Below are 26709 nucleotides of genomic sequence, written 5' to 3'. Positions count from 1 at the left end.
TCAATCATAACAATAAGTTACATATATATTATGTAGCTTATTGTTATTTAGGAAAAACAATGGAAACTCAACCACAAAAAAGAATAAATGAACTCCTTGAAATCCTAAAAAACACTGACAAGATCCATTTAAAAGCAGCGGCTGAAAAATTAGCCGTGTCAGAAATGACTATCAGACGTGATCTTAACAATTTCCCCTCCTCATTAATTGTCTTAGGTGGCTATATTGTCAATGAAGACCGTCATTCAATCGCAAAGTATTTCGTTTCAGATCAGCAGGATAAGCAAGTTGAAGAAAAAGCTTATATTGCAAAACTTGTTAGTCAATTTATCAATGAAAACGACACAATATTTTTTGATTGTGGCACCACCATGCCTTTTATCATTAACGCAATAGATAATGATATTGCATTTACTGCTATCTGTTATTCATTAAATAGTTTATTGGCACTACAACATAAACCTAAATGTAAGATCATTTTATGCGGTGGTCAATTCCAACCAAATAATGCTATCTTTACAAGTTTACATCAATCCAACCAGTTAGATTCTATCTGTCCGAATAAAGCCTTTATTTCAGCAGCAGGTATTGATTTGCAACAAGGGGTAACTTGTTATCATTTTGAAGAATTAGAGATGAAGCAACAAGCAATGAAAAAATCAGCGCAAAAAATCTTGATTGCCGATCATACTAAATTTAATCAAATAAAGCCGGCATTTATTAGTGAATTGACTTTGTTCGATCAGATAATTACTGATAAACTGCCGGATGAGCAATTTGTCTCTTTTTTTAATGAAAACAACATAAGTTTAATTTACTAATATGAAAAATATCACAATTTTAGGCTCAACTGGTTCAATAGGTTGCAGCACTTTGGCCGTTATTCGACAAAATCCAGATCTATTTAAAGCATTTGCTTTAACTGGTGGGCAGAATGTTGGCAAAATGACTGAACAATGTTTAGAATTTAGACCAAATTATGTCGCAATGGCTGATGAACAGGCGGCACAGCAACTTAGAAAAAATCTGCTTGAGCTAAAATTAAATATTGAAGTATTACATGGTCAACAAGCTATATGCGATTTAGCTGAGCTTACTGAAGTAGATATGGTTATGGCAGCTATAGTCGGGGCTGCAGGATTAAAACCAACCCTTGCCGCCATAAAGAAAGGCAAACGAATTTTATTAGCAAATAAAGAATCTTTGGTAACTTGTGGTCATTTATTTATGCAGGCAGTCAAACAATATGGTGCACAGCTATTGCCTGTTGATAGTGAACACAATGCAATCTTTCAGAGCCTACCTACAACAGTCCAACAAAATTTAGGATTTGCTAATTTAACCGATTATGGTATCACTAAAATTGTCCTAACGGGTTCTGGAGGACCATTTAGAGATTTACCACTCAATCAATTATCTAGTGTCACACCCGAACAAGCTATTGCTCATCCTAACTGGTCAATGGGTAAGAAAATCTCTGTCGATTCGGCTACCATGATGAATAAAGGACTAGAATATATTGAAGCCCGTTGGCTATTTAATGCTAGTGCTGACGAGATGGAAATTATAATTCATCCACAATCAATAATACATTCAATGGTTCGTTACCAAGATGGTAGCGTAATTGCCGAGCTCGGAATGCCTGATATGTGTACACCAATAGCCTATGCTATGTCATATCCAGATAGAATTTCCTCAACGGTCCCAGCATTAGATTTTACTAAAATTTCATCACTCACTTTTACTCAACCTGATTTTAATCGCTATCCTTGTTTAAAATTAGCGATTGATGCATTTAATCAAGGACAAGCCGCGACTACGGCACTTAATGCGGCTAATGAAATTGCTGTAGAGGCATTTCTTCAAAACAAAATCGGCTTTATGGATATTGCTAAACAGGTATCAACAGTTTTAGAAGCACTTGATTTTCCTGAACCAACCACGATTGAAGACGTATTTGCTATCGATCTATGGGCAAGACAAACCTGCATAAAATTATAGCTATACGGCCAAAAAGTTAAGATTAATGTTCTTATATTTAAATCTTAAGAATTATCGCTAGATTGATTATTTTGCACTTGCTCACTAATTGCCTGCACAATAGCTGCCTTATGTACCTCATCGCTATAATCTTGGTTCTTTTCTGGACTAATTCCTAATTTAAAAAATAAAGCATTATCTTTATCGACTTGCGGATTAGATGTAGTTAATAACTTATCACCATAAAATATTGAATTAGCACCGGCTAAAAAAGCCAGTGCTTGCATTTGCTCATTCATTTGTTCTCTTCCTGCTGACAAGCGTATATAAGATTTAGGCATCATAATACGAGCGACAGCTAGCATTCTAATAAAATCAAATGGTTCAATATCTTTTTCATTTGCTAACGGAGTACCTTTAACCTTGACTAAATTATTAATGGGAACACTTTCTGGGTGTTCGTCTAAATTGGCAAGTTGTATCAATAAATTGGCTCGATCTCTTAAAGTTTCCCCCATACCCAAAATACCACCCGAGCAAATTTTAATACCAGCTTCTCTTACATAAGCCAATGTTTGTAAACGCTCACTGTATGTACGAGTAGTAATTATTTGCTGATAAAACTCAGGTGAAGTATCTAAATTATGATTATAAAAATCTAAACCAGCATCGGCTAATGCGTAAGCCTGTAGCTGGGATAATTGTCCCAGAGTCATGCAGGTTTCCATCCCCAGAGCTTTAACACCTTTTACCATCTCCAAAAGATAAGGCATATCGCGATTTGTTGGATGCTTCCAAGCAGCACCCATACAAAAACGTGTAGCCCCAATAGCTTTGGCTGTTTTAGCTTCTTCAACTACTCTTTGTACTTCAAGTAATTTTTCTTTTTCTAAGCCAGTATCATGATGGATAGACTGAGGACAATATTTACAATCTTCAGGACAAGCACCGGTCTTTATTGATAACAGGGTAGAAACCTGTACTTTATTCGCATCAAAATATTGTCGATGTATGGTTTGTGCTTTGAAAATAAGATCATTGAAAGGTAATTGAAAAATATCCATTACTTCAGACAATACCCAGTCATGACGAATGCCATTTAATGACATAGAAAATCCTTTTAACAATCAACATAAATCTGCATGCATCATAATACATAACCCCATATTGTCAACAATTTAAATTTAAAATAGTTTACATTAAAAGAGCTATTTTGCTATACAAAAGTTTATTGAACTGAAAACAGATATCTTGCACATAAAGTTATTCATTCGCGAGTAAATTGATACAAGGCTCGAGCAACAAACTAGCTAATATTTTCTCATTTTCTGTCATTTTATTAGCCATTTGTTTAGCGTATAAAGCAGGATTATCGCTTATAAATGATTGCAAAAATGCACTCTATCATTTAGTGCAATTAATGCGCTTTTAATGTTTTATGTACACGACAAGGGGTGCCCATAGCAATAACATTGCTAGGTATATCACGATCAACAATGCTTCCGGCAGCAATAACACTATTATCACCAATTGTTACACCCGGTAATACAATAACATTACCGCCAATCCAAACATTATTACCAACCGTAATCGGTTTAGCAAACTCCAATCCACTACTCCTTGTTTGGCTATCAAGTGGATGACCTGAAGTATAAAAACCACAATTAGGCGCGACAAGGACATTATCACCAAATGTTACTTTAGCTGCGTCTAATATAATACAATTAAAATTAGCAAAAAAATCCTCGCCGATTTCAATATTATAGCCGTAATCACACTGAAAACCGGGCATTATGGTAAATTTCCGTTTCGTTTTTCCTAATAATGTCTTGAATAATTGTTGCCGTTTATCAATAGCACTTGGCGATAATTGATTTAACTGAAAACAGATATCTTGGGCGTAAAGCCGTTCATTTTCAAGTTCATCGATACTAGGATCATAAAGTAGTCCTGTTAGCATTTTTTGTTTTTCTGTCATTATTTACACCATTTGTTTAGCCATTAGCGCTGGGTTATCACTAATAAAGGATTGTAAAAATGCACTATCCGGTAATGCTGTTAATGCGCCTTTTTTAGTAGTCGCCAATGCCCCACAAGCGCTGGCTATCGTCATCATACTTTCTAACATTAATTTATCTTCCGGCATTCCCGATGAAGCAATACTGCTAAGTAATCCAGCAACAAACGCATCGCCTGCACCTGTTGTATCAATACTATTAACATGGAAAGAGTCAAAACTAAACGTTTTACCTTGCCATAACACAATACAACCGTCTTTACCTTTAGTGATTAATTTAAGCGGTGCATTATAATGTTGTTGCAGTTTATTAAGTGCTACATGCCAATCTTGGCTTTCCGTTAACCAAAATAGCTCTTCATCTGAAAGTTTAAGAATATCTGCATCGTGACAAAATTGGGTAATAATGGTGCGCATTTCATTTTTATCCTGCCACATTTGTTCGCGCAAATTAATATCAAAGCTAATTAAGCCATTTTTGGCAGTCAGTTTTTCAATGGCTGTTTTTAATGTTTGTCGACAGGTTGTGCCAACTAACGCCAAAGAACAAAAATGTAAAATGTCCTGATTAAAATCCGGCAATGCTTGTTCAGATAAAAATTGATCAGCTGAAGGCGAAACAAGAAAAGTGAAACTGCGTTCACCATTATCTCCTAAATCAACTACCACAGTACTCGTTCTATGCTCATCGTCCTTTTCAAGACTTTGACAATCAACATGATGTTCACAAAAAGTTTTTTCCATAAAGTGGCCAAATGGATCATTACCGACTCGACCAATAAAAGCCGATGGTAGCCCTAACTTAGCTATCGCAATGGCAACATTCGCTGGAGCACCGCCAGCACAGGCTCGATAGTTCATTTCACCAAATGGCAATAAGTCAATAACGGCATCACCAAGAGACCATACTTTTGTATTTTTCATTTTGTCACTCATTTTATTGTTAAAAAGGATTGAATGTATGTAACACGATTAATGTTATTGCACTATACTTTTCGATTAAATTAGTTAATTAATGACTAATTAATTGATATGCTGATAATCAATATTAATAATAAACTAAATCATTGATAAAAAAAATCATTGTTAACGTTAAAAATATGTGACTAGTATCACATAAATTAACGGTTATTTTATTATAAGTTAACGTTAACAACTATTTTGAGGTAGTATGTAATTATATTAACTTAACTCAATTTGAACGAAGGTAATGTTATGAATACTGCAATTGATAAAGCAAACCAAGCTGTAGAAAAACTAGAACAACAAATAAATAAACAGTATTACCCTCATTTTCATTTAGCACCACCAGCTGGCTGGATGAACGATCCCAATGGTTTAGTTTATTATAAAGGGCAATATCATGCCTTTTACCAACATCATCCTTATGATGAAAATTGGGGGCCTATGCATTGGGGTCATGCGGTAAGTGATGATCTGATTACATGGCGAAGATTACCTATTGCTATTGCACCCGATCATGATTATGACCAAAGCGGTTGTTTCTCTGGTTCAGCCGTAGATAATAATGGTGAACTGTGTTTAATTTACACTGGTCATATCTGGCTAAATGGCCAAGGTAATGATGAACATATTCGTGAAACCCAATGTCTTGCTACCAGTAAAGATGGTATTCATTTTGAAAAACATGGTACTGTGCTGACACCAAAAGAAGGGATTATGCATTTTCGTGATCCTAAAGTTTGGCAACAACAAGGAAAATGGTGGATGGTGGTTGGGCAACGAGAAGCCAATGACATTGGGCAAGTATTGCTTTATCGTTCAACTGACTTAAAAGATTGGATATTTGATCAAGTGCTTATCAGTGATATTGATCCTAATGTTTATATGCTTGAATGTCCTGACTTTTTCCCATTGGGTGATAAATGGATCTTGATGTTTTCACCGCAAGGCATGCACGCTAAAGGTTATCAATATCGTAATCGATTCCAATCGGGTTATATTGTTGGCGATTGGCAACCTGGTAAACCATTTACCGTCATTAAATCATTCCAAGAGATGGATTTTGGTCATGATTTTTATGCACCACAATCATTTCTTGCCGCTGATGGTCGCCGAATTGTATTTGCATGGATGGATATGTGGGAGTCAAAAATGCCAAGTAAACACGATAAATGGATGGGGGCATTTACTTTACCACGTGAATTAATCCTCGATCGCCAAAACAAAGTTCGTAACCGACCAGTGAAAGAACTTGAAGCGTTGCGAGAAAAACCGCAATCATTAACCAATATCACATTAAATAATGAATTAAAAAATACCAATATAGAGTCAATTAGTTGTGAACTTAATGTTGAAATTGATTTAGCCAATAGTAATGCCGAACGTTTTGGCTTACAACTCGCTGCTACCCCAGATGGTAAACAAGCTACATTATTGTATATTGACTTGCAATCTAATCGACTGGTTCTTGATCGAAGCCTTTCTGGACTCGATTTAAAAGGTTATCGCAGCGTGCCATTACCAAGAAACAAAAAAGTAACATTGCATATTTTTGTGGATGCATCATCAGTCGAGGTTTTCGTCAACAAAGATTTATATAGTCTTTCAAGTCGTATTTATCCAAAATTACCTGCTACACGCTTAATTAATTTATTTGCTGAAAATGGACAAGCAAGAATTAGCAAATTAGAAAGCTGGCAACTAAAATCTATTTATCAGTAATCGCTAATAAAAACCACCATAATATGGTGGTTTTTTTTCTCTAGACAGATTCTCGTGCTAAATAAGGCGATGGGATATGCGTGACATTTTTTTCGCTTAGGCCATTAATGATATGTAAGGCAGCAGCTTGTCCTATTTCGTAATGAGGTAATTGCACGGTAGTTAGTGCAGGATAAAAAAGCTCACCAGTACCAACCATATTATCATAGCCAAGAACGGCGATATCCTTCGGTATATGAAACCCTTTGCTAAGTAAAAATTGATATGCAACAAAAGCGATGCGGTCATTACCGCAGATCAATACGTCAAAATCAGGTTTTTTAATACAATGTTTTGCTAAGATCTCTACCGTCATCATATACTCTAACGCAAGATTATCTGGGGATATAGACGTATGATAGCTTTTGATATCCGCTAAATCATTACCTGCATCTAGCCATGCTTGTTCAACCGCTTTACGTCTAATTTTACCGGCTAAGGTATTTTCTGATAAATAGATGCAGAGTGGTTTTTTATAGCCTTTGTTGATCACGTTTTGCATAGCTTGATACTGACCAGAATAATCATCAGGAATGTAACAAGCAAGTTGTTCTGAATCACTAATACAATTGGCTAAAACTAGATTCTTACCTAATAGTTTTTCAGGTAGTTGAACTTTTCTTAATCCCATTGTGGTATAAATAATACCATTAGGTCGATAAGATAAAAGCGTATTAATCGCATGATCAGCATCTTTATCATCAAATAAATTGACGATAAATGTATTCCAACCATGTTGCTGTGCCGTTTTTTCTATTGCCTGAAGTAATTCAACTGAAAATGGTGTCGTTGCCGTTTCTAAGGCCAACACGCCAATAGCATGTGGCCCTGAATTATCACCTCGAATTTTACGTGCTGATAAGTCAGGCACATAATTTAATTCTTCAATAGCTTTCTTCACTTTTTTATAAGTTTGTTTATTTAATTTTTCAGGATTATTGATCGCTCGAGACACTGTCATTAATGAAACAGATGCCAGTTTAGCCACATCCTTTAGTGAAGCCATAGTTGGATCCTTTTACTCAGCATAAAAACAATTAATATTTAGTTAGTGTGATGATACCACAAATAAAAATGATAAAAAGTGTGAGGAAAGTAACATTTATGAAATCTGATTCTATCTATTTTATTTCAATTATGGCCATAATGTTAACATTAACATGTTAACGTTAAACTAACCAATAGAAGAGAATGAAAAATGAATATAGATATGATAAAAAATAAAAATTATTGGTTCTCATCAGGCTATCTTATTACCTTTTATGCTGCATGGTCGCTTTGGTGGTCTTTTTATGCGATTTGGCTTAAAAGCAAAATTGGATTATCTGGAGAACAACTAGGGGTTGTGTATGCAGCTAATTCGGCTGCAGCCATGTTTTTTATGATCTTTTACGGTATCATTCAAGATAAATTACAGATAGGAAAAGCGGTTGTTACTTTTCAAAGTATCATGATGATACTGATTGGCCCTTTTTTGATTTATGTTTATGAACCACTATTAAGGCAGGATTTTATATTAGGTGTTTGTATCGGCGCACCGGTATTAAGTGCGGGCTTTATATCGGGCAGTGCTTTAATTGACTCGTTTATCGAGCGGATAAGTCGTTTATGTGACTTTGAATTTGGCCCAGCAAGATTTTGGGGCTCATTTGGCTATGCTGCTGCCACTTTTGTTGCCGGTATTTCATTTGGCATTGATCCACATATTAACTTTTGGCTCGCTTCTGGCGTCGCAGCTATCTATTTCATCATCAATTTATTTTTTAAACCTACACAAAAATTATCGGTAAGCAACAACACACCGCAAATAATAGTGCCGAAGCCAAATATTCCAACAATCAGTGAAATATTATCACTTTTTGCTCTTCGTAAATTTTGGCTATTTGTTGTGTTTATTATTGGTACTTTCAGTTTTTATACCATTTATGATCAGCAGCTATTCCCGAATTTTTACACCAGCTTTTTCGAAAAAGAGGAAACCGGTTATAAAATTTATGGTTATTTAAATTCATTCCAAGTTTTTCTTGAAGCAAGTTGTATGATTATTGCACCTTATTTTATTAATAAATTGGGAGCTAAAAAATCACTATTAGTGGCGGCATTAGTGATGATTTGTCGAATTGGTTTATCAGCAAGCTTAGATAATGTCTACTTAGTCTCTTTGGTCAAACTATTTCATGCAATTGAAATTCCACTGTTTATTTTAGCTATGTTCAAATATATTGTAGCTAATTTTGATGCCAGACTTTCAGCAACACTTTATTTGGTTGGTTTTAATATTTCGTCAAATTTAGGGGTTATTGTGTTGTCAAAACCTGTGGGTAAATTATTTGATAATCATGGCTATTCATCCACTTTTTATATACTTGCTAGTATCGTGCTAATCATTTCATGCATCGCGATATTTACTTTAAGTGATAATAAACAAGCAAATAATCAATAACAATTCAATAATCGAATAAAAAAATGGGAACAATCGGTTCCCATTTCACAAATTATCAGCGGTTTGTCTATTAAAGCTTGCGTCTATCCATTGTTTGCGAAACAATACCAAATATCATAACTAATGTTTAAATCTATATAGGTATTTGGCGTGAATACAAGCAAAAAAATTGTTAAACCAGCTATGTTGTGGCAAACAATTCGACAAGAAGCATCGAAACTGGTTGAAAGTGAACCAATGTTAGCGAGTTATTTCCATGCAACATTACTTAATCATGAAAATCTAGGTAGTGCCTTAAGTTACATTTTAGCCAATAAACTTGCCACCCAAGTTGTACCTGCAATTGAAATCCGCGAGATAGCCAGACAAGCTTATCAGGCTGATGATAATATTATCCATGCCGCCATTACCGATATTCTAGCTGTGTACGTTCGTGACCCCGCCACGAATTACTATTCAACGCCATTGCTCTATTATAAAGGTTTCCTCTCATTACAAGCTTATCGAATTGCACACTGGCTTTGGAAACAAGATCGTAAATCATTAGCAACCTTCTTACAAAGCCAAATTGCCATTGTTTTTGGTGTTGATATTCATCCGGCAGCCCAAATAGGTTGTGGTGTTATGTTTGACCATGCAACAGGTATTGTCATTGGTGAAACGGTAGTGATTGAAAATGATGTCTCTATCCTACAATCAGTTACTTTAGGAGGCACCGGTAAAGAAAATGGCGATCGTCATCCGAAAATTCGTGAAGGCGTCATGATTGGTGCCCATTCGACAATATTAGGGAATATTGAAATTGGCAAAGGCGCTAAAATTGGTGCCGGTTCAGTCGTTCTAGAGCCTGTACCGAAACATACTACGGTGGCAGGTGTGCCAGCTAAAATCGTTGGTTGTCCTGACTGTGATAAACCAGCATTAAATATGGATCAAGATATCTAACTGCAAAAAGAAGTGTTGTATTCCGTTGCTAACCAACAACGGAATACCATAGTTGAAAATTATGATTGAGAGTTTACATTTACATCCATCGTTGGATATGGAATGTTGATACCATTTTCAGTTAAGCCATTTTTAATATTTTCAAGCAGTTCAGCCTTTACTGACCCATAATTGGCATTGAGAGTCCAAACTAAAACATTAAAATTCATCGATGAAGCATCCAATAAATCCAAACGGATAATTGAATCTTTACTTGTTAAGATATTATTCGTTTTATTCACTGCTTGATTTAAAACTTGATAAACCTTTTGAATATCTGAATCATAACCAACATTAACGACTAAATCTAAACGTCTTTCTGGCAAACGGGTATAGTTAATAATATTAGCACTAACCACTTGCCCATTTGGAATCACAACAACTTCATTAGTTGGTGTAACAATAGTCGTTGAAAAAATTTGAATAGAATCAATCACCCCTCTTTGGTTATTAATAACCACGGTCTCACCGACTTTGAAAGGACGAAAAATAATTAAAATCACGCCAGCAGCAAAATTTGATAAAGATCCTTGTAAAGCTAAACCGACAGCTAATCCGGCAGCACCTATCACGGCAACAATTGATGCTGTTTGGACACCTAATTGTCCCAGTACAGCAACTAAAGTCATTACAATAATGGCGTAATAGGATAAAGAACTGACAAATTTAACTACAGTTGGATCAACGTGACGATTAGTTAATATTCTTCTTAGCTGACGAGCAACAAATTTAGCAATTGTTCGGCCAATAATAAAAATAAGAATGGCAAAACAAAAATGCGCTACATAACTTAATACTACCCCATCATATTTTTCTATAAAGAATAGAATCTGATTGGTTATATTTTCAAAATTCATGAAATTATCCTCTGTAATAATAACAGAAATAGTTAGAACAATAATTGTTAGTAAGTCGAGTTAAACTAACTGTTTTGCTAATAAAGCCCAACGGGTTTCAAAGTTTGTTGTAGGTAGATACTTAAAACCTGAACGAGAATAACGTGCCATCATTCCTTCGCAAAATGCAAGCAATTGACTAGCTAAAATACGTTCATCAGTATTAAAAGCAATACCTTCGCGAATTTTTCTTTCTCGTATGACTTGCTTTATCTGAGTTTCGATTCGTTCAAATAATTGACTAATTCGATCTTGTAACTGTTCTTGTTCAAACATTAAGGCATGCCCAGTCATGATACGAGTCAGGCCAGGATTTTTTTCAGAAAAACCAAGTATTAAGGCTAAAATAAGTTGCAGTCGAGCAAAGGTATTTGGTTCATCTTGCATAATCACATTAATACGAGAAAGCAAAATATCTTCAATATAAACAATTAAGCTCTCAAACATTTTCGTCTTACTAGGAAAATGTCGATACAATGCTGCTTCAGAAACACCAACCGTTGCGGCTAACTTAGCTGTTGTTATTCGTTGCGTACCTTCATTAGATTCAAGCATAGCTGCCAATGCTTGCAGAATATCTTCTTTACGATTTTTATTTTTGCTACTCACGATTATTTCTTACCTGAATGCCCAAATCCACCTTCACCGCGTGTTGATTCAACAAATTCATCAACAATATTAAATTCTGCTTGTACCACAGGCACAATAATTAATTGCGCAATACGATCACCAGCTTCAATAACAAATGGAGTTTGGCTACGGTTCCAAACGGGTACAAATAGTTGGCCTTGATAATCAGAATCAATTAAACCAACTAAATTACCAAGAACAATACCATTTTTTGAACCAAGTCCTGAACGAGGTAACACTAATGCAGCTAAGCTAGGATCAGCAATATGCATAGATAAACCAGTTGGAGTTAAAATCGTTTCGCCTGGTTTGATTTCGGTAGTTTTATCAAACATTGCTCTTAAATCGATACCTGCTGAACCTTCGGTTGCATAAGTTGGCAGTGGAAACTCATTACCTAAACGTCTATCTAATACTTTAATATCAATTTTTCTTTTCATCATGACTCGCTTTATATCGTGTTATAACTGCTTGAAGTAACTGTTTTGCTAATTGTTGTTTACTGCTTAATGGTAACGTTTGTTCGCCATTTTGCCAATAAAGTGTTAATGCATTTTGATCAGAGTTAAAACCTATATTATGGTCCGATACATCATTAGCACAAATCAGATCTAAATTTTTTGTAGTTAATTTTTTAAGGGCATAGGTCTTTACATCATTCGTTTCAGCGGCAAAACCAACGACAAATGGACGGTGTTCTTTTAATCCAGCTATACTGGCAACAATATCCGGATTTTTAACTAATTTAATCACAAGTTCATTGCTATCATCAGTTTTTTTAATTTTATTTTTAGCAATAGTCTCTGCTCGATAATCGGCAACAGCCGCACAAGAGATAAAAATTGCAGATTTTTCTGCCAAAACCAATGCTTCATCATACATCTGTTTAGCACTTTTTACATTAATGCGATTAACATTGTTAGGTGTTGTTAAATTAACTGGACCACTAATTAAGTTTACTGTTGCCCCCATTTCGGCTGCCGCTTTTGCAATGGCAAAACCCATTTTACCAGAACTATAATTACTGATATAACGGACTGGATCAAGCTCTTCAATGGTAGGACCAGCTGTGACGGTAATGGTGGTTCCCGCGAGTTCAGAATTAGCTAAAAAATAGTTATTAATACTTTCAACAATAGTTGTCGGTTCAACCATGCGACCAGGACCAATGTCACCACACGCTTGAAAACCCTCATCTGGACCTAAAACTAATGTATTGCGTGATTCTAATGTCGCTAAATTTTGCTGCGTTGCGGCAGCTTTATACATCTGTTGATTCATCGCTGGTGCGATGACAATTTTGGCTGGCGTTGCAAGGCACATCGTCGATAACAGGTCATCGGCAATACCATTTGCCATCTTAGCAATAATATTTGCTGTAGCCGGAGCAATTAATACTAAATCAGCCCATTTAGCTAATTCAATATGGCTCATTGAGAGTTCAGCTGTAGGATCGAATAACTCTTTTGAAACTGCATTACCAGACACCGCTTGTAAAGTCATTGGCGCGACAAAATGGCTAGCGGACTCTGTCAACACAACTCGTACTTGTGCACCGGCCTTTTTTAAATGGCGGACAAGATCTGGACATTTATAAGCAGCAATGCCACCCGTTATGCCTAATAAAATATTTTTACCAGATAAGCTCATGATTCTAGCTATCCTCAGTCCAAAATTAAAGTCGTTATTTTACCATAATTAAATTAGATAATAAGTAACTCTTTCGCATTGGCTAATGTTGCATCTGTGATTTTATCGCCGCCCAATAACCTAGCTAGTTCATTTAAACGACCATTTTTATCTAATCTTTGCATATCAGTAACGGTCTGTTTGCCATTGGTTTGTTTACTTACAAAATAGTGTTGATTAGCTTGACCAGCAACTTGTGGCAAATGTGTCACAGTAATAACTTGAGTTGATTCACCAAGTTGTCTTAATAACTGTCCCACCTTAGCGGCAGTAGGCCCGCTAATACCAACATCAATTTCATCAAAAATCAGTGCCGGTGTGTCCATTTTTTGTGCAGTTAAAACTTGTATAGCTAACGCTATACGAGATAATTCACCACCAGATGCGACTTTAGCTAAAGGTTGTGCAATTTGCCCAGCATTGGTACTAACTAAAAAAGATACCTGATCTGCACCATCTTCACTCAAGCGGTTTTCATCGAATGTTATATCAATACTGAAATCACCATTTGGCATAGATAATTCATGCATAGTAGCCGATACTTTTTTAGCTAATGTTTTGCTAGCTGCTAAGCGTTTTTGGTGTAATTTAGTTGCTAATTCTACAGCAATTTGTTGATATTTTTTGATCTGCTCTTTTAACTGTTCACTCTGTTCATCTTGCTGATTAATCTGTTTAAATTCATTAAGTAAACTCTGATGTAATTCAGGTAACGATTCCGGTGACACATGGTGCTTACGTGCCAAAGCAATCTGTTTTGATAAGCGTTGTTCAAGTTGCATAACTCTTGCCGGATCCAACTCTAAACTTTCACTATAATGACGTAATTCATAGCAAGCTTCTTTAATTTGAATAGTAGCTTCTTCTAGCATTGCTGAAACATTATTTAAAGATGGATCTAGTGCAGCTAAATCATTAATAATATGTTTAACACTATTAAGCATATTACTCACATTGTACTCATCAGCTTCGTCGAGTAACATCATCGATTGTTGACTAAGACTAATTAGCTGTTCACTATTGGCTAACTTTTTATATTCTTCATCAATTTGTTGATATTCCCCTTCAATCGGCGAAAATTCATTTAATTCTTTTAACTGATATTGCAATAATTGAACATGTGCATCACGCTCTTGTTTTGAGGATTGATATTGTTGATAAGCTTGGCTAGCTGTTTTCCATTGCTTATAGGCCTGTTGCATTTGCGATAATAAATTTGGTTCATGCATATAGTGATTAAGTAATATTTGTTGATAATCACTTTTTAACAAACGTTGATGTTCATGTTGGCCATGAATTTGAATTAGCATTTGTCCTAAATCTTTTAATTGTGAAATAGGTACAGCTCGCCCATTAATAAATGCTTTAGAACGCCCATCTTGATTGATGACTCGTCGTAAAATACAGTCATTACCTTCATCAAGTTGATTTTCAGTTAACCATGCATATGCCGCTGGTGTGTCATCAAGGATAAAACTAGCTGAAATATCTACTCGTTCTGCACCATTACGAATGGCAGAGGCATCTGAACGATTACCTAAACATAGTCCTAAAGCATCAATCGCAATCGATTTACCGGCCCCAGTTTCACCTGTAATTGCGGTCATCCCTGTTGTAAAATCAACTAACAACTGATCGACAATAGCAAAATTATTAATAGTAAGTTGAGTTATCATAATAATTAAATAAACACATGCAGCTGATTAAAATTAGTACGAGTATATCAACAAAAACACTGTAAATAAATACAGCTTTTTAAATAAAATTACGATTTAATTTTATTATTTTAACTAGAATTACGTTGCTATCTAGATTTTACCTAGCTTTTAAAACGGATCCTTTTGCTTAATAACTGAGCAAATCAATAAAGGTGTGTCATCAATTGATAAGAAAAAATATAAACCATTGATAACAACTGAATCAATGGTTTTGAGCAATCATTAGTTGATATATAATTAGTTAATATAATGAACTAATCACTTCATAAATTAGTTGTAAATTTAATATCACTAACGAAATAGTTGCTATCCAGCCTAAAATAGTAGTTAACTTACGGTTAACAAACTCCTGCATAATTTTTTTATTTGAAGTGACCCAAATTAAAGGCACCATGGATATCGGTAAAGCGATGCTCAAAAATACTTGAGTATAAATTAATAAATTTTCGACAATATTTTCTCTATCTCCCCAAATATAAATACATAAAATAACCGGAGTCACCGCCAATCCACGACTAATTATTCGTCTTGCCCAAAGAGGAATCGATAAATTGATAAATCCCTCCATAACGATTTGCCCTGTCAATGTACCCGTAATTGTTGCATTTTGACCGGATGCCAGTAATGCCACAGCAAATAAAGTAGCCATAACTGAACTCGCTACTGGCCCCACCATATGTGGGTCTTTCAAAGCATCATATAGCTGTGTAAATCGACCAAGATCATCGGGATTATTGCCATAAAAAAGGGCAGCACCAAGAATCAATAATAGACAATTGATGATGAACGAAAAGGATAACTGTATATTGGAATCAATGGTGGCATATTTAATTGCATCTTTTAGACTAGTTCGATTCTTTCTGTCATATTTTCTGGTTTGAACGATAGAAGAGTGTAGATATAAATTATGTGGCATAACAGTTGCACCAACAATGCCCAGCGCAATAACCAATGCTGAATCATGGCCTTTGATTGAGGCAGTAAAAATATCTGTTCGAGGAATAAAACCATTTATAATGTCACTGAATTCTGGAGATGCCCTTAACACTTCATAAGTGAAGATAATAAATATTGTCGCAATTAAACAAAAAACGATAGCTTCTATTTTTCTAAAACCAAACCGCATTAGAATTAACAAAATAACCACATCAAATACCGTTAATAAAACCCCAATTAATAATGGAATATCAAATAATAGGTTTAAGGCAACAGCACTACCAATTACTTCGGCAATTTCTGTGGCAATAATAGCTAATTCAGTGGATATCCATAAACAAAAAGCCACTTTTCTACCAACCATCGATTTAGTTGCTTGAGCAAGATCCATGCCTGTAACGATGCCTATTTTTACACACATCGCTTGTAACAACATGGCTATCAGGCTAGAAATTAATATTACTGATAATAGTAAATAACTATAAAGAGCCCCACCTTGAATTGAGGTTATCCAATTCCCTGGATCCATATAACCAACAGCAACTAAAGCCCCTGGTCCAGAAAAAGCCCACAGTTTGCGAAAAAAACCAGCATTAGGGTTGGGAATATGAACCGTATTATTAATCTCTTCAAGACTTACTGTAGATATTTTTAACATAATTAAAACCTCTAAATGGATATATCGGCATTATACATGATAATGAGAATCATTATCAATTAATAACAACTCATTTATGGTTATTTTTAAAAATTATGATGATAATATGTATTATTTATATTTAAGCGTGTATATTATTTATTCAAGATTAGTTTATATAGGTATAGCTATGCCTATTATGACTGATTAAAGATACAGAAGTCCATCCCAAATCGTTATCAAAAAACTAAACAATATCGTTTTAGGTAACCGATTATTTTATAAAACAATCAGCAGTGTTAAGTGGCAGTAAATTGATCTAAATTATTGTGTATTCTCGTTTGAAAATCTATTAAACATAAGGAATAAGTCACATGTTTGGAAATAAAACAAATCGTCAAATTATCATCTGGACAACAATTATTGGTGGTTTTATAAGTTCATTAGTAAAGTGGGGATCTGAAGTTAATATGCCTCCTCGAGTTCCTGGTGAAATTTCGCCACCAGCGGCACATATTGATGCTTGGCTTGGTTGGTTAGGCATCAATTCTCACTCGCTTGATTATATTTATCAAGGAACCAATGTTTTGGGTGCAGTCACTCTTTATCACTGGTTATTCAGTTTCGCTTTTGCTTTTGTTTATGTATTTATTGCTTATTTTTGGAATAAAATCCGACTTTGGTATGGGGCGTTTTATGGTCTAATTATTACCGTTGTCATGCACGGATTTTTAATTCCTTTATTAGGTTTCCGCCATCCTGCTTACGCACCAGAAGGAACAATTGGTTGGTTGTGGAATTTAAATGGCTATGAATTATGGAGTGAAATTCTAGGCCATATTTATTGGGGTGTTTCTATCGAGATCTGTATGATTGCAGTTCTAGCGCACTTTTCCAGACCAATCCGAGGCGAATGGCAAAAATAAATATTGTTTGCTCCCCTTCTATCCCAATCAAGATAGGAGGTTTTTGAATCTTAACTATATAAATTAATTATTAATCATATTTGTAAAATATTTAGATTAATCTTCTCTACTCTTTCCGCCTTTATATCACTAAGTTGTCGCTCAAGCCAGTGTGATTGACGAGCTTCCTTTGTCTTTTCCACCATGAAATTGTTTACCGGAATAAAAATAATAACCGCATACAATAAGCCAACCGCAAGATAATCAAACCAATGTTTACGTGACTTAAATAGGCAATACAGAATATTGACATTACAGTTAAAAAAGAAAAAAACGATAATAAAAAAGTTCAAAATCGACTGAGCAGTCACAACACCAAGATGGTCATTACCTAATGATAGACAGATCAATGTAAGTTCAAGAAAGTAAATTAAATAAATATATCTAATTTTAATTTAGATAAAAAAGCTAGATTATTTTGTTATAGTTAAAAACTATATCAATCCATAAAAAACTATAATTATTCAATAACAATTTTTTTTGTTATCTTTTTATCTACTAAAGAACTGCGATGAAATGAAAGGAAAATAAAATGAATACTGCTGTTATTGGATATCCACGTGTTGGTAAGCTTCGTGAATTAAAATTTGCTACCGAAGCTTATTTTAAAGGAAACAAAACTCAAGCTGAACTATTAAGTGAAGCAAAAGCGCTACGTGCAGAACATTTAAATCAACAAGCTGCTCAAAAAATAGCATTTATATCATCAAATGACTTCTCATTTTATGATGCAGTTCTCGACACAGCATGTTTACTAAATGTTGTACCAAAACGTTATCAAGATTTAGGTTTACCTGAACTCGATCGTTATTTTGCTATGGCTCGTGGTTATCAAGGCGATAAAGGTGATGTTCGCGCATTAGCTATGAAAAAATGGTTCAATACCAATTATCACTATCTTGTTCCTGAAATCGAAGATTCACTAGAAATAAAAATTGCCAGTAGCAAACCATTTGATGAGTACCAAGAAGCAAAAGAACTCGGCATTCAAACTAAACCTGTTGTCATTGGTGCTTTAACCTTTTTCAAATTAGCTCAATACTTAGGTAGTAAGCAATTAGTTGATTTTAAAGCTGATATTATTAAAGCTTATCAAGAAATCATTCAAAAATTCACTGATCTTGGCGCTGATTGGATTCAAATTGACGAACCAATTTTAGTGACTGATCTTACTCAACAAGATATCGAGTTATTTAACGAAATTTATCAAGCTATTTTATCTGTTAAAGGTAAAACTAAAGTCGTATTACAAACTTATTTTGGTGATGTACGTGACTGTTATAAAGAACTTGTTGCATTACCTTTTGATGGTGTTGGTCTTGATTTTGTTGAAGGTAAACAAACTTTAGCCTTACTTGAAAATAATGGCTTCCCTGCTGAAAAAGTATTATTTGCAGGTGTTGTTAATGGTAAAAATATTTGGAAAAATGATTACAAAAAAACCTTAACTTTATTAGCTAAAATTAAACAAAAAGCTGCAAACGTTGTGGTGAATACTTCATGTTCATTATTGCATGTACCTTATACGTTACAAAATGAGACTAAATTAACTATTCAACAACGTGCTTATTTTGCTTTCGCTCAAGAAAAACTACAAGAACTTGCTGAATTAGGCCAATTACTTAATGAAGCAAATCCAGATAATAATGCCGCTTATAAAGCAAATCAAACACTATTTACCCGTGAGCGTGAAGGAGCTAACCAAGTAGTTCGTCAAAAAGTAGCAGCATTAAAAGAGTCTGATTTTACTCGTTTACCTGAGTTTTCAGTGCGTGAAGCTGAGCAGAAAAAAGCCTTTAATCTGCCATTATTACCTACTACAACTATTGGTTCATTTCCACAAACCCCAGATGTTCGTTTAAATCGGGCTAAATTTAAAAAGGGTGAAATTTGTTTAAATGAATATACCGAATTTAATAAACAAAAAATTGCTGAATGTATCAAACTGCAAGAAGAGATCGGTATTGATGTATTAGTTCACGGTGAATTTGAACGTAATGACATGGTGGAATACTTCGGTGAAAGCTTAAACGGATTCGTATTTACTGAAAAAGCGTGGGTACAATCTTATGGTACACGTTGCGTTAAGCCACCAATTGTTTGGGGTGATATTTCACGTTCAAAACCAATTACTGTTGAATATTCAAAATATGCACAAAGTTTAACTGATAAACCAGTTAAAGGCATGTTAACCGGCCCTGTGACTATCTTAAACTGGTCATTCCCTCGTGAAGATATCTCACAAAAAGAATCGGTATTCCAAATTGGTTTAGCGATCAGTGATGAAGTATTAGATCTTGAAGCGGCTGGTATCAAAGTCATTCAAATTGATGAAGCAGCATTAAAAGAAAAATTACCATTACGTAAAGCTGATTGGAATAGTGAATATCTAGATTGGGCAATTCCAGCATTTAGATTGGTTCACAGCAAAGTACAAGCTGATACACAAATTCATACTCATATGTGTTATAGCGAATTTGCTGACATCATCAAAGATATCGATGCGATGGATGCTGATGTTATTTCATTTGAAGCATCACGCTCAAATCTTCAATTAATTGATGTACTTAAAGCTAATAACTTCAAAACAGAAGTTGGACCTGGTGTGTATGACATCCACTCACCACGCGTACCACCAGTTGCTGAAATCAAAGCAACTATTGAAAAATTATTAGCTAAAATTGATAACCAAAAATTGTGGATTAATCCAGACTGTGGTTTAAAAACTCGCGGTGAAAAAGAAGTAGTTGAAAGCTTAGAACACCTAGTTCAAGCAACCTTAGAAGTGAGAAAGACACTTAATTAACACTGTTTTTTATAAAGTTAATTAGCTTTGTCTGTCTTAATTACCGCCGCCTTTATAGGCGGCGGTAATGTCAGTAGAGTAAAAAAAGATAGCAAGAATGGATGGTACCAATGAAAACAAATTTATTATTTAACCAAAAAACAGTATTTTCCTTTGAGGTTTTTCCACCTAAAAAAACGTCATCATTAGAGACAATTTATAGCACATTACGCGAATTAGGTTATTTTAAACCTGACTTTATTAGTGTCACTTATGGTGCTGGTGGTAGCTTAAATGGCCAAACTACAATTGATATTGCACATTCGGTTAAACATACTTATGGTATTGAAAGTGTCGCCCATTTACCAGGGATCAACTTCGACAAAACCGAAATGCTAAAAATTCTTCACGACCTCAAATGTGCCGGAATTGATAATGTATTAGCATTACGTGGTGATATCAGTCCCAATGTACCACCAAAAGATGATTTTCGTTTTGCTAGCGAATTAGTCACCTTTATTAAAGAAAATGGTGATTTTAATGTTATTGGCGCATGCTATCCAGAAGGGCATCTTGAAGCAGCAACGCTTAAACAAGATTTAATCCATTTAAAAGAAAAAGTAAATGCCGGTACCGATCAGCTAATTTCGCAACTATTTTTTGATAATGATTATTTTTATGCTTTTTTAGATAAAGCACATGATATGGATATTAATGTACCAATTGAAGCAGGCATTATGCCAGTTACCAATAAAAATCAGATTGAACGAATGGTTTCAATGTGTGGTGTAAATTTACCTAAAAAGTTCAAACAGATGATGGAAAAATATGAACATCACCCTGATGCATTTCGTGATGCTGGTATTGCTTATGCTATCGATCAGATTGTTGATTTAGTCTCACAAAATGTTGATGGTATCCATTTATACACAATGAACAATAGTTACATTGCTAGACGTATTAGCGAAGCGGTATCAACATTACTTGCTGTGCCAAAATCTGCATAATGGTTAGTAATAAATAAAAGTAGGAAAAGGTTTGCTAGAATTGGTTGCGGGGGCTGGATTTGAACCAACGACCTTCGGGTTATGAGCCCGACGAGCTACCAAGCTGCTCCACCCCGCGTCAAAGAGGTGGCTATATTATATCAATAAAATAATAAAGCAATACCTTACTAGTCTAACTGTCCTTTTTTTACACATTCCTTAACAAATAAAGACAATTTATATACTAGACGGTATACACTCCTCAATATTTTTTACAACCAAACTTATTCTAGTTGATTATTCATTATGCTAATATTTAACCAATTAGCAAAATCATTAATTGGAAAAAGGAAAAAATATGTCTACTCAATATCATGGATCTTGTTTATGTGGAAAAGTAAAATTAGCGGTTCCGTTTGCTAATACACATTTAAGTGCATGTCATTGCCAAACTTGCCGTAAATGGAGTGCTGGGCCATTAATGACATTAGCACATAGTGGCGATATAACGATAGAAGGGCAAGAGAACATTAGTCATTTTAATTCATCACAATGGGCAGAAAGAACATTTTGCAAAGAGTGTGGTTCACATCTTTATTATCGTTTAAAAGATACACAAAATTACTATTTTGCTGCTTGGATCTTTGATGATATTAAAGATTTAGAATTTACTGCAGAAGTGTTTATCGATAAGAAACCAATTTGTTATGCTTTCGCTAATCCTACTCACAAACTAACCGAAGCGGATATCTTAGCGATGGTTGAAGCCAAGAGTTAAAAAATAAATTATGATCAATCAAAAAAGACGAGCTATAGCTCGTCTTTTTGCTTATTGATAAAGTGCCTGTAACGGTATCACACCATCAGCAGGATCGTAATCCAAAGCTGCTGTCGTAGCATAAGCTGCATTCATTGTCGTATCGTAATGAACCTTATATTGGATAGCACTACGGCGTAGGATTTTAGATGCTTCAATAGCTGCACGACCTGAGGTTGTGTTAAGAATATAACTGTACTCGCCATTTTTAATATGATCATGGATATTTGGCCGACCTTCATTCTCTTTTTTAACGATTTGACAGCTGATACCTGCTTGTTGTAACAGTTTGGCCGTACCCAAGGTTGCATCAATCGTAAAACCATGCGCAATTAAACGTTTAGCTACTTCTAATAGTCTTGATTTATCTTGTTCACGAACTGAAAGTAATGCTTTACCCGATTTTTTCATGTTAGATAAACTACCAAGTTGTGCTTTAGCAAAAGCTTCGGCAAACGTTTTACCAATTCCCATGACTTCACCGGTTGAGCGCATTTCTGGACCTAAAATAGGATCGACACCGCTAAACTTATTAAATGGTAATACCACTTCTTTAACTGAGTAATAAGGAGGCAGCACTTCTTTAGTCACATTCTGTTGTGCCAGCGATTTTCCTGTCATCACCCGAGCTGCAATTTTGGCCAATGGTAACCCTGTGGCTTTCGAGACAAAAGGTACCGTTCGTGCAGCCCGAGGATTAATTTCAATCAGATAGACTTGATTATCTTTTACGGCAAACTGTCCATTCATTAAACCTTTTACGTTTAACTCGAATGCTAACTGTTTAGCTTGTTTACGCAGTTCAGCTAGAATTTCAGGACTTAATGTATACGTTGGTAGCGAACAAGCAGAATCACCAGAGTGAATACCCGCTTGTTCAATATGTTCCATAATGCCACCAATAATAATTTGTTCACCATCAGCAATGACATCAATATCCACCTCGATTGCATCATCTAAAAAGTGATCAAGTAGTACAGGCGCATTATTTGACTCACTCACCGCTGTTTTAAAATAACGGCGTAAATCTTGTTCATTGTAAACAATTTCCATTGCTCGTCCGCCTAATACGTAAGAAGGACGAACCACTAATGGATAACCAATTTGCTCAGCTTTAATCACTGCTTCATCGAGATCAGTGACAGTAGCATTTACGGGTTGTTTTAACTGCAACTTATCAACGATAGCTTGGAAACGTTTGCGATCTTCTGCTTTATCAATGGCATCAGGCGAAGTACCAATAATCGGTACGCCTGCTTGTTCAAGTGCTCGGGCAAGTTTAAGCGGCGTTTGACCTCCATACTGCACAATTACCCCATCAGGTTTTTCAACATGAGCAATTTCAAGTACATCCTCAAGAGTGACTGGCTCAAAATACAGACGATCCGAAGTATCGTAATCGGTTGAGACAGTTTCTGGATTACAATTTACCATAATGGTTTCAAAACCATCTTCACGTAAAGCCAATGCAGCATGCACACAGCAATAATCAAATTCAATGCCTTGACCAATTCGATTAGGCCCACCTCCCAAAATCATAATCTTTTTACGATTAAATTGTGGTTGTGCTTCACACTCTTGCTCATATGTTGAGTAAAGATAGGCTGTATCGGTTGAAAATTCAGCAGCACAAGTATCCACTCGTTTATAAACTGAGTGAATATCATATTGCCAACGTAGATCTCGCACTATTTGTTCGTGGCAACCTAGGAGTTTGGCGATACGAAGATCGGAAAATCCTTTACGCTTAAGCTGCCATAATGCCTCTTGATCAAGATCTTCAATCGTTTGCTGTTTTAAGCGATTTTCTATTTGGACTAACTCTTCAATTTGCACTAAGAACCAACGATCAATATGGGTTAATAAAAAGATTTCATCCAGCGTGAAACCAGCACGAAACGCATCAGCTAGATACCAAATACGCTCACTACCAGCTTCCTGTAATTCATAACGAATTTTAGTTAGATTCTTTTCATCACTATAATCATCGATTTTTTCGTCCAACCCACTGGCACCAACTTCTAGACCTCGAAGTGCTTTTTGCATGGATTCTTGGAATGTTCGGCCAATGGCCATCACTTCACCAACTGATTTCATTTGAGTAGTTAAGCGATCATTACAGCCAGCAAATTTTTCAAAATTAAACCGTGGGATCTTAGTAACGACATAATCAATAGTAGGTTCGAAAGAAGCAGGTGTTTTTCCACCAGTAATATCATTGCAGAGTTCATCAAGTGTATAACCAACCGCTAATTTAGCCGCGATCTTAGCAATAGGAAAACCCGTTGCTTTAGATGCTAATGCTGAAGAACGCGATACCCGAGGATTCATTTCTATCACAATTAATCGACCTGTTTTTGGGTCAACCGAAAATTGAACATTTGAACCACCAGTTTCAACGCCTATCTCACGTAATACCGCAATTGAGGCATTACGCATAATTTGATACTCTTTATCTGTTAAGGTTTGTGCCGGTGCAACCGTGATTGAGTCGCCAGTGTGGATCCCCATAGGATCGAAATTTTCAATCGAACAAACAATAATACAATTATCGTTTTTATCCCGCACGACCTCCATTTCATACTCTTTCCATCCAATCAATGATTCATCAATAAGTAATTCATTAGTCGGTGATAAATCAAGTCCTCGATTACATATTTCCTCAAATTCTTCTTGATTGTAAGCTATACCTCCACCGGTTCCCCCCATTGTAAAAGAAGGACGAATAATACAAGGAAAGCCGACTTGTTCTAATACCGCATAAGCTTCTGTTAATGAGTGAGCAATACCAGAACGAGCTGTATCAAGACCAATTTTTTTCATCGCCTGATCAAAGCGTTTGCGATCTTCCGCTTTATCAATCGCATCGGCAGTAGCACCGATCATTTCAACATTAAACTCTTTTAATACTCCCTGTTTTTCAAGCTCTAATGCACAATTTAATGCCGTTTGCCCCCCCATTGTCGGTAAAATGGCATCAGGTCGCTCTTTCTCGATAATTTTGCGCACACATGTCCAGTGGATAGGCTCAATATAGGTAGCATCAGCCATTTCTGAATCGGTCATAATGGTTGCGGGATTTGAGTTAACTAAAATGACTCGATAGCCCTCTTCACGTAATGCTTTACATGCCTGAGCACCGGAATAATCAAATTCACAAGCTTGACCGATAACGATTGGCCCTGCGCCAATAATTAGAATACTTTTAATATCTGTTCGCTTAGCCATGTTATTGCTCCTGCTTATAAATTTTAATTAATTCAATAAAGTGATCAAAAAGTGGCGCAGCATCATGAGGCCCCGGACTTGCCTCTGGATGGCCCTGAAAACTAAATGCTGGTTTTTGATTGTGATGAATACCTTGTAATGAACCATCGAATAACGATTTATGTGTAGCTCGTAAATGATTAGGTAAGGAATTTTCATCGACAGCAAAGCCATGATTTTGCGCAGTAATCATTACCCTATTATTTTCCAGATCTTTAACTGGATGGTTACCACCATGGTGACCAAATTTCATTTTGATAGTTTTAGCACCACAGGCTAGCGCTAACAATTGGTGTCCCAAACAGATACCAAAAACAGGAATATCGGTAGTCAGAAACTGCTTAATCGCGTCAATAGCATAAGTACAAGGCGCCGGATCTCCTGGGCCATTTGATAAAAAGATACCATCCGGATTTAAGGCCAGTACTTCATCTGCTGGCGTTTTAGCGGGAACAACAGTTAACTTACATCCACGCGCAACTAACATCCGTAAAATATTTTGTTTAACACCAAAGTCATAAGCAACAACATGGTAAGGTAGTTCACTTTCTGCTTTTGGGATTGGATACTCTTGTTGAATTGTCCATATACTGCTGGTCCATGTATAACTTTTACTGCACGTCACATCTTGAGCCAGATCTAAACCACTTAACCCCTTATAATCTACTGCCTGCTGTTTGGCATTTTCTGCTTTATCAAGTAAGGTCTGTTTATCATTTGCGGTAATAATCACGCCATGTTGTGCCCCTTTTTCACGTAAAATACGTGTTAAACGACGTGTATCAATATCAGCAATCGCAATCACATTATGTTTTTTTAAATAACTTGAAAGATCCATTTCGCTACGATAATTACTTGCGATTAATGGTAAATCTCGAATAATCAATCCTTTTGCATAAACTCGTGTTGATTCGGCATCAGCACTATTGGTACCAACATTACCAATATGCGGATACGTTAATGTCACTATTTGTTCACAATATGAAGGATCAGTAAGAATTTCTTGATACCCTGTCATAGAAGTATTAAATACAACTTCACCAACAGTTTGGCCATCAGCACCAATTGATTTACCAATAAATTGTGAACCATCTTGTAAAATAAGGAGGGCATAAGTTTGCATGATTAAACGACCTTTTGATTAAATAATCAATAATTATGAATAAAAATTCAATTAATTGTTTTCTAAAGAGACAATATTTGGCCATTTTATTACAATTTTTTAAACAAAAAAA

General features: G+C 35.5%; 22 protein-coding genes and 1 tRNA gene. 9 read left to right on the top strand and 14 right to left on the bottom strand.

Annotated features, from left to right (window positions below; all coding sequences use genetic code 11):
• The first annotated feature begins 59 nt into the window (after positions 1–59).
• Together deoR and ispC are read left to right on the top strand one after the other, a co-directional pair.
• On the top strand, positions 60–821 hold the full coding sequence (gene deoR / locus AC5LWZ_RS01985) for a DNA-binding transcriptional repressor DeoR (RefSeq protein ID WP_493463886.1): 762 nt from the start codon (positions 60–62) through the stop codon (positions 819–821).
• A gap of 1 nt (position 822) precedes the next feature.
• Positions 823–2001, top strand: coding sequence for a 1-deoxy-D-xylulose-5-phosphate reductoisomerase (gene ispC, locus AC5LWZ_RS01980; protein ID WP_086363554.1), 1179 nt, complete (start codon positions 823–825; stop codon positions 1999–2001).
• A 44-nt stretch (positions 2002–2045) separates the two neighbouring features.
• On the opposite strand, the gene bioB is transcribed toward ispC, so the two are convergent.
• The 3 genes from bioB to AC5LWZ_RS01965 form a co-directional block, all read right to left on the bottom strand.
• The gene (gene bioB, locus AC5LWZ_RS01975; protein ID WP_493463885.1) at positions 2046–3089 is read right to left on the bottom strand and encodes a biotin synthase BioB; all 1044 of its coding nucleotides are present in this window, start codon (positions 3087–3089) and stop codon (positions 2046–2048) included.
• Between the two features lie 308 nt (positions 3090–3397).
• Positions 3398–3961 carry a sugar O-acetyltransferase gene (locus tag AC5LWZ_RS01970; RefSeq protein ID WP_367275189.1) on the bottom strand — a complete coding sequence of 188 codons (564 nt, stop codon included), beginning with the start codon at positions 3959–3961 and terminating at the stop codon, positions 3398–3400.
• Entirely contained in the window at positions 3962–4921 is a 960-nt protein-coding gene (locus AC5LWZ_RS01965; protein ID WP_493463884.1) for a PfkB family carbohydrate kinase, read from the bottom strand.
• Positions 4922–5212: 291 nt separating this feature from the next.
• Here AC5LWZ_RS01965 and AC5LWZ_RS01960 point away from each other — a divergent pair, with 291 nt between their 5' ends.
• On the top strand, positions 5213–6682 hold the full coding sequence (locus tag AC5LWZ_RS01960) for a glycoside hydrolase family 32 protein (RefSeq protein ID WP_294883987.1): 1470 nt from the start codon (positions 5213–5215) through the stop codon (positions 6680–6682).
• Between the two features lie 40 nt (positions 6683–6722).
• Here AC5LWZ_RS01960 and AC5LWZ_RS01955 read toward each other — a convergent pair whose 3' ends face one another.
• Positions 6723–7727: a LacI family DNA-binding transcriptional regulator gene (locus tag AC5LWZ_RS01955; protein ID WP_110448728.1), complete on the bottom strand. Its 1005-nt coding sequence runs from the start codon at positions 7725–7727 to the stop codon at positions 6723–6725.
• 192 nt (positions 7728–7919) lie between these two features.
• Between AC5LWZ_RS01955 and AC5LWZ_RS01950 the strand changes: the two genes are divergently transcribed.
• Together AC5LWZ_RS01950 and cysE are read left to right on the top strand one after the other, a co-directional pair.
• Positions 7920–9164, top strand: a complete 1245-nt coding sequence (locus AC5LWZ_RS01950; protein ID WP_493463883.1) for an oligosaccharide MFS transporter — start codon at positions 7920–7922, stop codon at positions 9162–9164.
• A gap of 183 nt (positions 9165–9347) precedes the next feature.
• Positions 9348–10109, top strand: coding sequence for a serine O-acetyltransferase (cysE, locus tag AC5LWZ_RS01945; RefSeq protein ID WP_110448844.1), 762 nt, complete (start codon positions 9348–9350; stop codon positions 10107–10109).
• A 59-nt stretch (positions 10110–10168) separates the two neighbouring features.
• On the opposite strand, the gene AC5LWZ_RS01940 is transcribed toward cysE, so the two are convergent.
• The 6 genes from AC5LWZ_RS01940 to AC5LWZ_RS01915 form a co-directional block, all read right to left on the bottom strand.
• A complete protein-coding gene (locus tag AC5LWZ_RS01940) occupies positions 10169–11005 on the bottom strand; it encodes a mechanosensitive ion channel domain-containing protein (protein WP_198201581.1) in 837 nt (278 codons plus the stop codon).
• A 60-nt stretch (positions 11006–11065) separates the two neighbouring features.
• Entirely contained in the window at positions 11066–11599 is a 534-nt protein-coding gene (gene slmA / locus AC5LWZ_RS01935) for a nucleoid occlusion factor SlmA (protein WP_493464170.1), read from the bottom strand.
• A 56-nt stretch (positions 11600–11655) separates the two neighbouring features.
• Positions 11656–12114, bottom strand: coding sequence for a dUTP diphosphatase (gene dut, locus AC5LWZ_RS01930; protein WP_110448732.1), 459 nt, complete (start codon positions 12112–12114; stop codon positions 11656–11658).
• Positions 12098–13327: a bifunctional phosphopantothenoylcysteine decarboxylase/phosphopantothenate--cysteine ligase CoaBC gene (gene coaBC, locus AC5LWZ_RS01925; RefSeq protein WP_493464169.1), complete on the bottom strand. Its 1230-nt coding sequence runs from the start codon at positions 13325–13327 to the stop codon at positions 12098–12100. Before coaBC ends, dut begins: the two co-directional genes overlap by 17 nt.
• 50 nt (positions 13328–13377) lie before the next feature.
• On the bottom strand, positions 13378–15039 hold the full coding sequence (recN, locus tag AC5LWZ_RS01920) for a DNA repair protein RecN (RefSeq protein ID WP_493463882.1): 1662 nt from the start codon (positions 15037–15039) through the stop codon (positions 13378–13380).
• A gap of 283 nt (positions 15040–15322) precedes the next feature.
• A complete protein-coding gene (locus AC5LWZ_RS01915) occupies positions 15323–16675 on the bottom strand; it encodes an Nramp family divalent metal transporter (RefSeq protein ID WP_110448735.1) in 1353 nt (450 codons plus the stop codon).
• 353 nt (positions 16676–17028) lie between these two features.
• Here AC5LWZ_RS01915 and AC5LWZ_RS01910 point away from each other — a divergent pair, with 353 nt between their 5' ends.
• Positions 17029–17580 carry a YagU family protein gene (locus AC5LWZ_RS01910; protein WP_110448736.1) on the top strand — a complete coding sequence of 184 codons (552 nt, stop codon included), beginning with the start codon at positions 17029–17031 and terminating at the stop codon, positions 17578–17580.
• Between the two features lie 74 nt (positions 17581–17654).
• On the opposite strand, the gene AC5LWZ_RS01905 is transcribed toward AC5LWZ_RS01910, so the two are convergent.
• Positions 17655–17969: a hypothetical protein gene (locus AC5LWZ_RS01905; RefSeq protein WP_294893230.1), complete on the bottom strand. Its 315-nt coding sequence runs from the start codon at positions 17967–17969 to the stop codon at positions 17655–17657.
• A 182-nt stretch (positions 17970–18151) separates the two neighbouring features.
• Here AC5LWZ_RS01905 and metE point away from each other — a divergent pair, with 182 nt between their 5' ends.
• Both metE and metF read left to right on the top strand, forming a co-directional pair.
• Positions 18152–20425, top strand: coding sequence for a 5-methyltetrahydropteroyltriglutamate--homocysteine S-methyltransferase (metE, locus tag AC5LWZ_RS01900; protein ID WP_294893229.1), 2274 nt, complete (start codon positions 18152–18154; stop codon positions 20423–20425).
• 110 nt (positions 20426–20535) lie between these two features.
• Positions 20536–21411: a methylenetetrahydrofolate reductase [NAD(P)H] gene (gene metF, locus AC5LWZ_RS01895; RefSeq protein ID WP_493463881.1), complete on the top strand. Its 876-nt coding sequence runs from the start codon at positions 20536–20538 to the stop codon at positions 21409–21411.
• 41 nt (positions 21412–21452) lie between these two features.
• Here the strand turns inward: metF and AC5LWZ_RS01890 are convergent.
• Positions 21453–21529, bottom strand: a tRNA-Met gene (locus AC5LWZ_RS01890).
• Between the two features lie 219 nt (positions 21530–21748).
• On the opposite strand from AC5LWZ_RS01890, the gene AC5LWZ_RS01885 reads away from it, so the two are divergent.
• A complete protein-coding gene (locus AC5LWZ_RS01885; RefSeq protein WP_198201574.1) occupies positions 21749–22168 on the top strand; it encodes a GFA family protein in 420 nt (139 codons plus the stop codon).
• Positions 22169–22219: 51 nt separating this feature from the next.
• On the opposite strand, the gene carB is transcribed toward AC5LWZ_RS01885, so the two are convergent.
• On the bottom strand, positions 22220–25435 hold the full coding sequence (gene carB, locus AC5LWZ_RS01880) for a carbamoyl-phosphate synthase large subunit (RefSeq protein WP_493463880.1): 3216 nt from the start codon (positions 25433–25435) through the stop codon (positions 22220–22222).
• Position 25436: 1 nt separating this feature from the next.
• On the bottom strand, positions 25437–26597 hold the full coding sequence (gene carA / locus AC5LWZ_RS01875) for a glutamine-hydrolyzing carbamoyl-phosphate synthase small subunit (RefSeq protein ID WP_493463879.1): 1161 nt from the start codon (positions 26595–26597) through the stop codon (positions 25437–25439).
• Positions 26598–26709 lie beyond the last annotated feature (112 nt).

The sequence above is a fragment of the Gilliamella sp. LMG 34362 genome (assembly GCF_984569125.1).
Note: the sequence above shows the minus strand (reverse complement) of the source record. Positions and strands in the feature narration are given on the sequence as shown.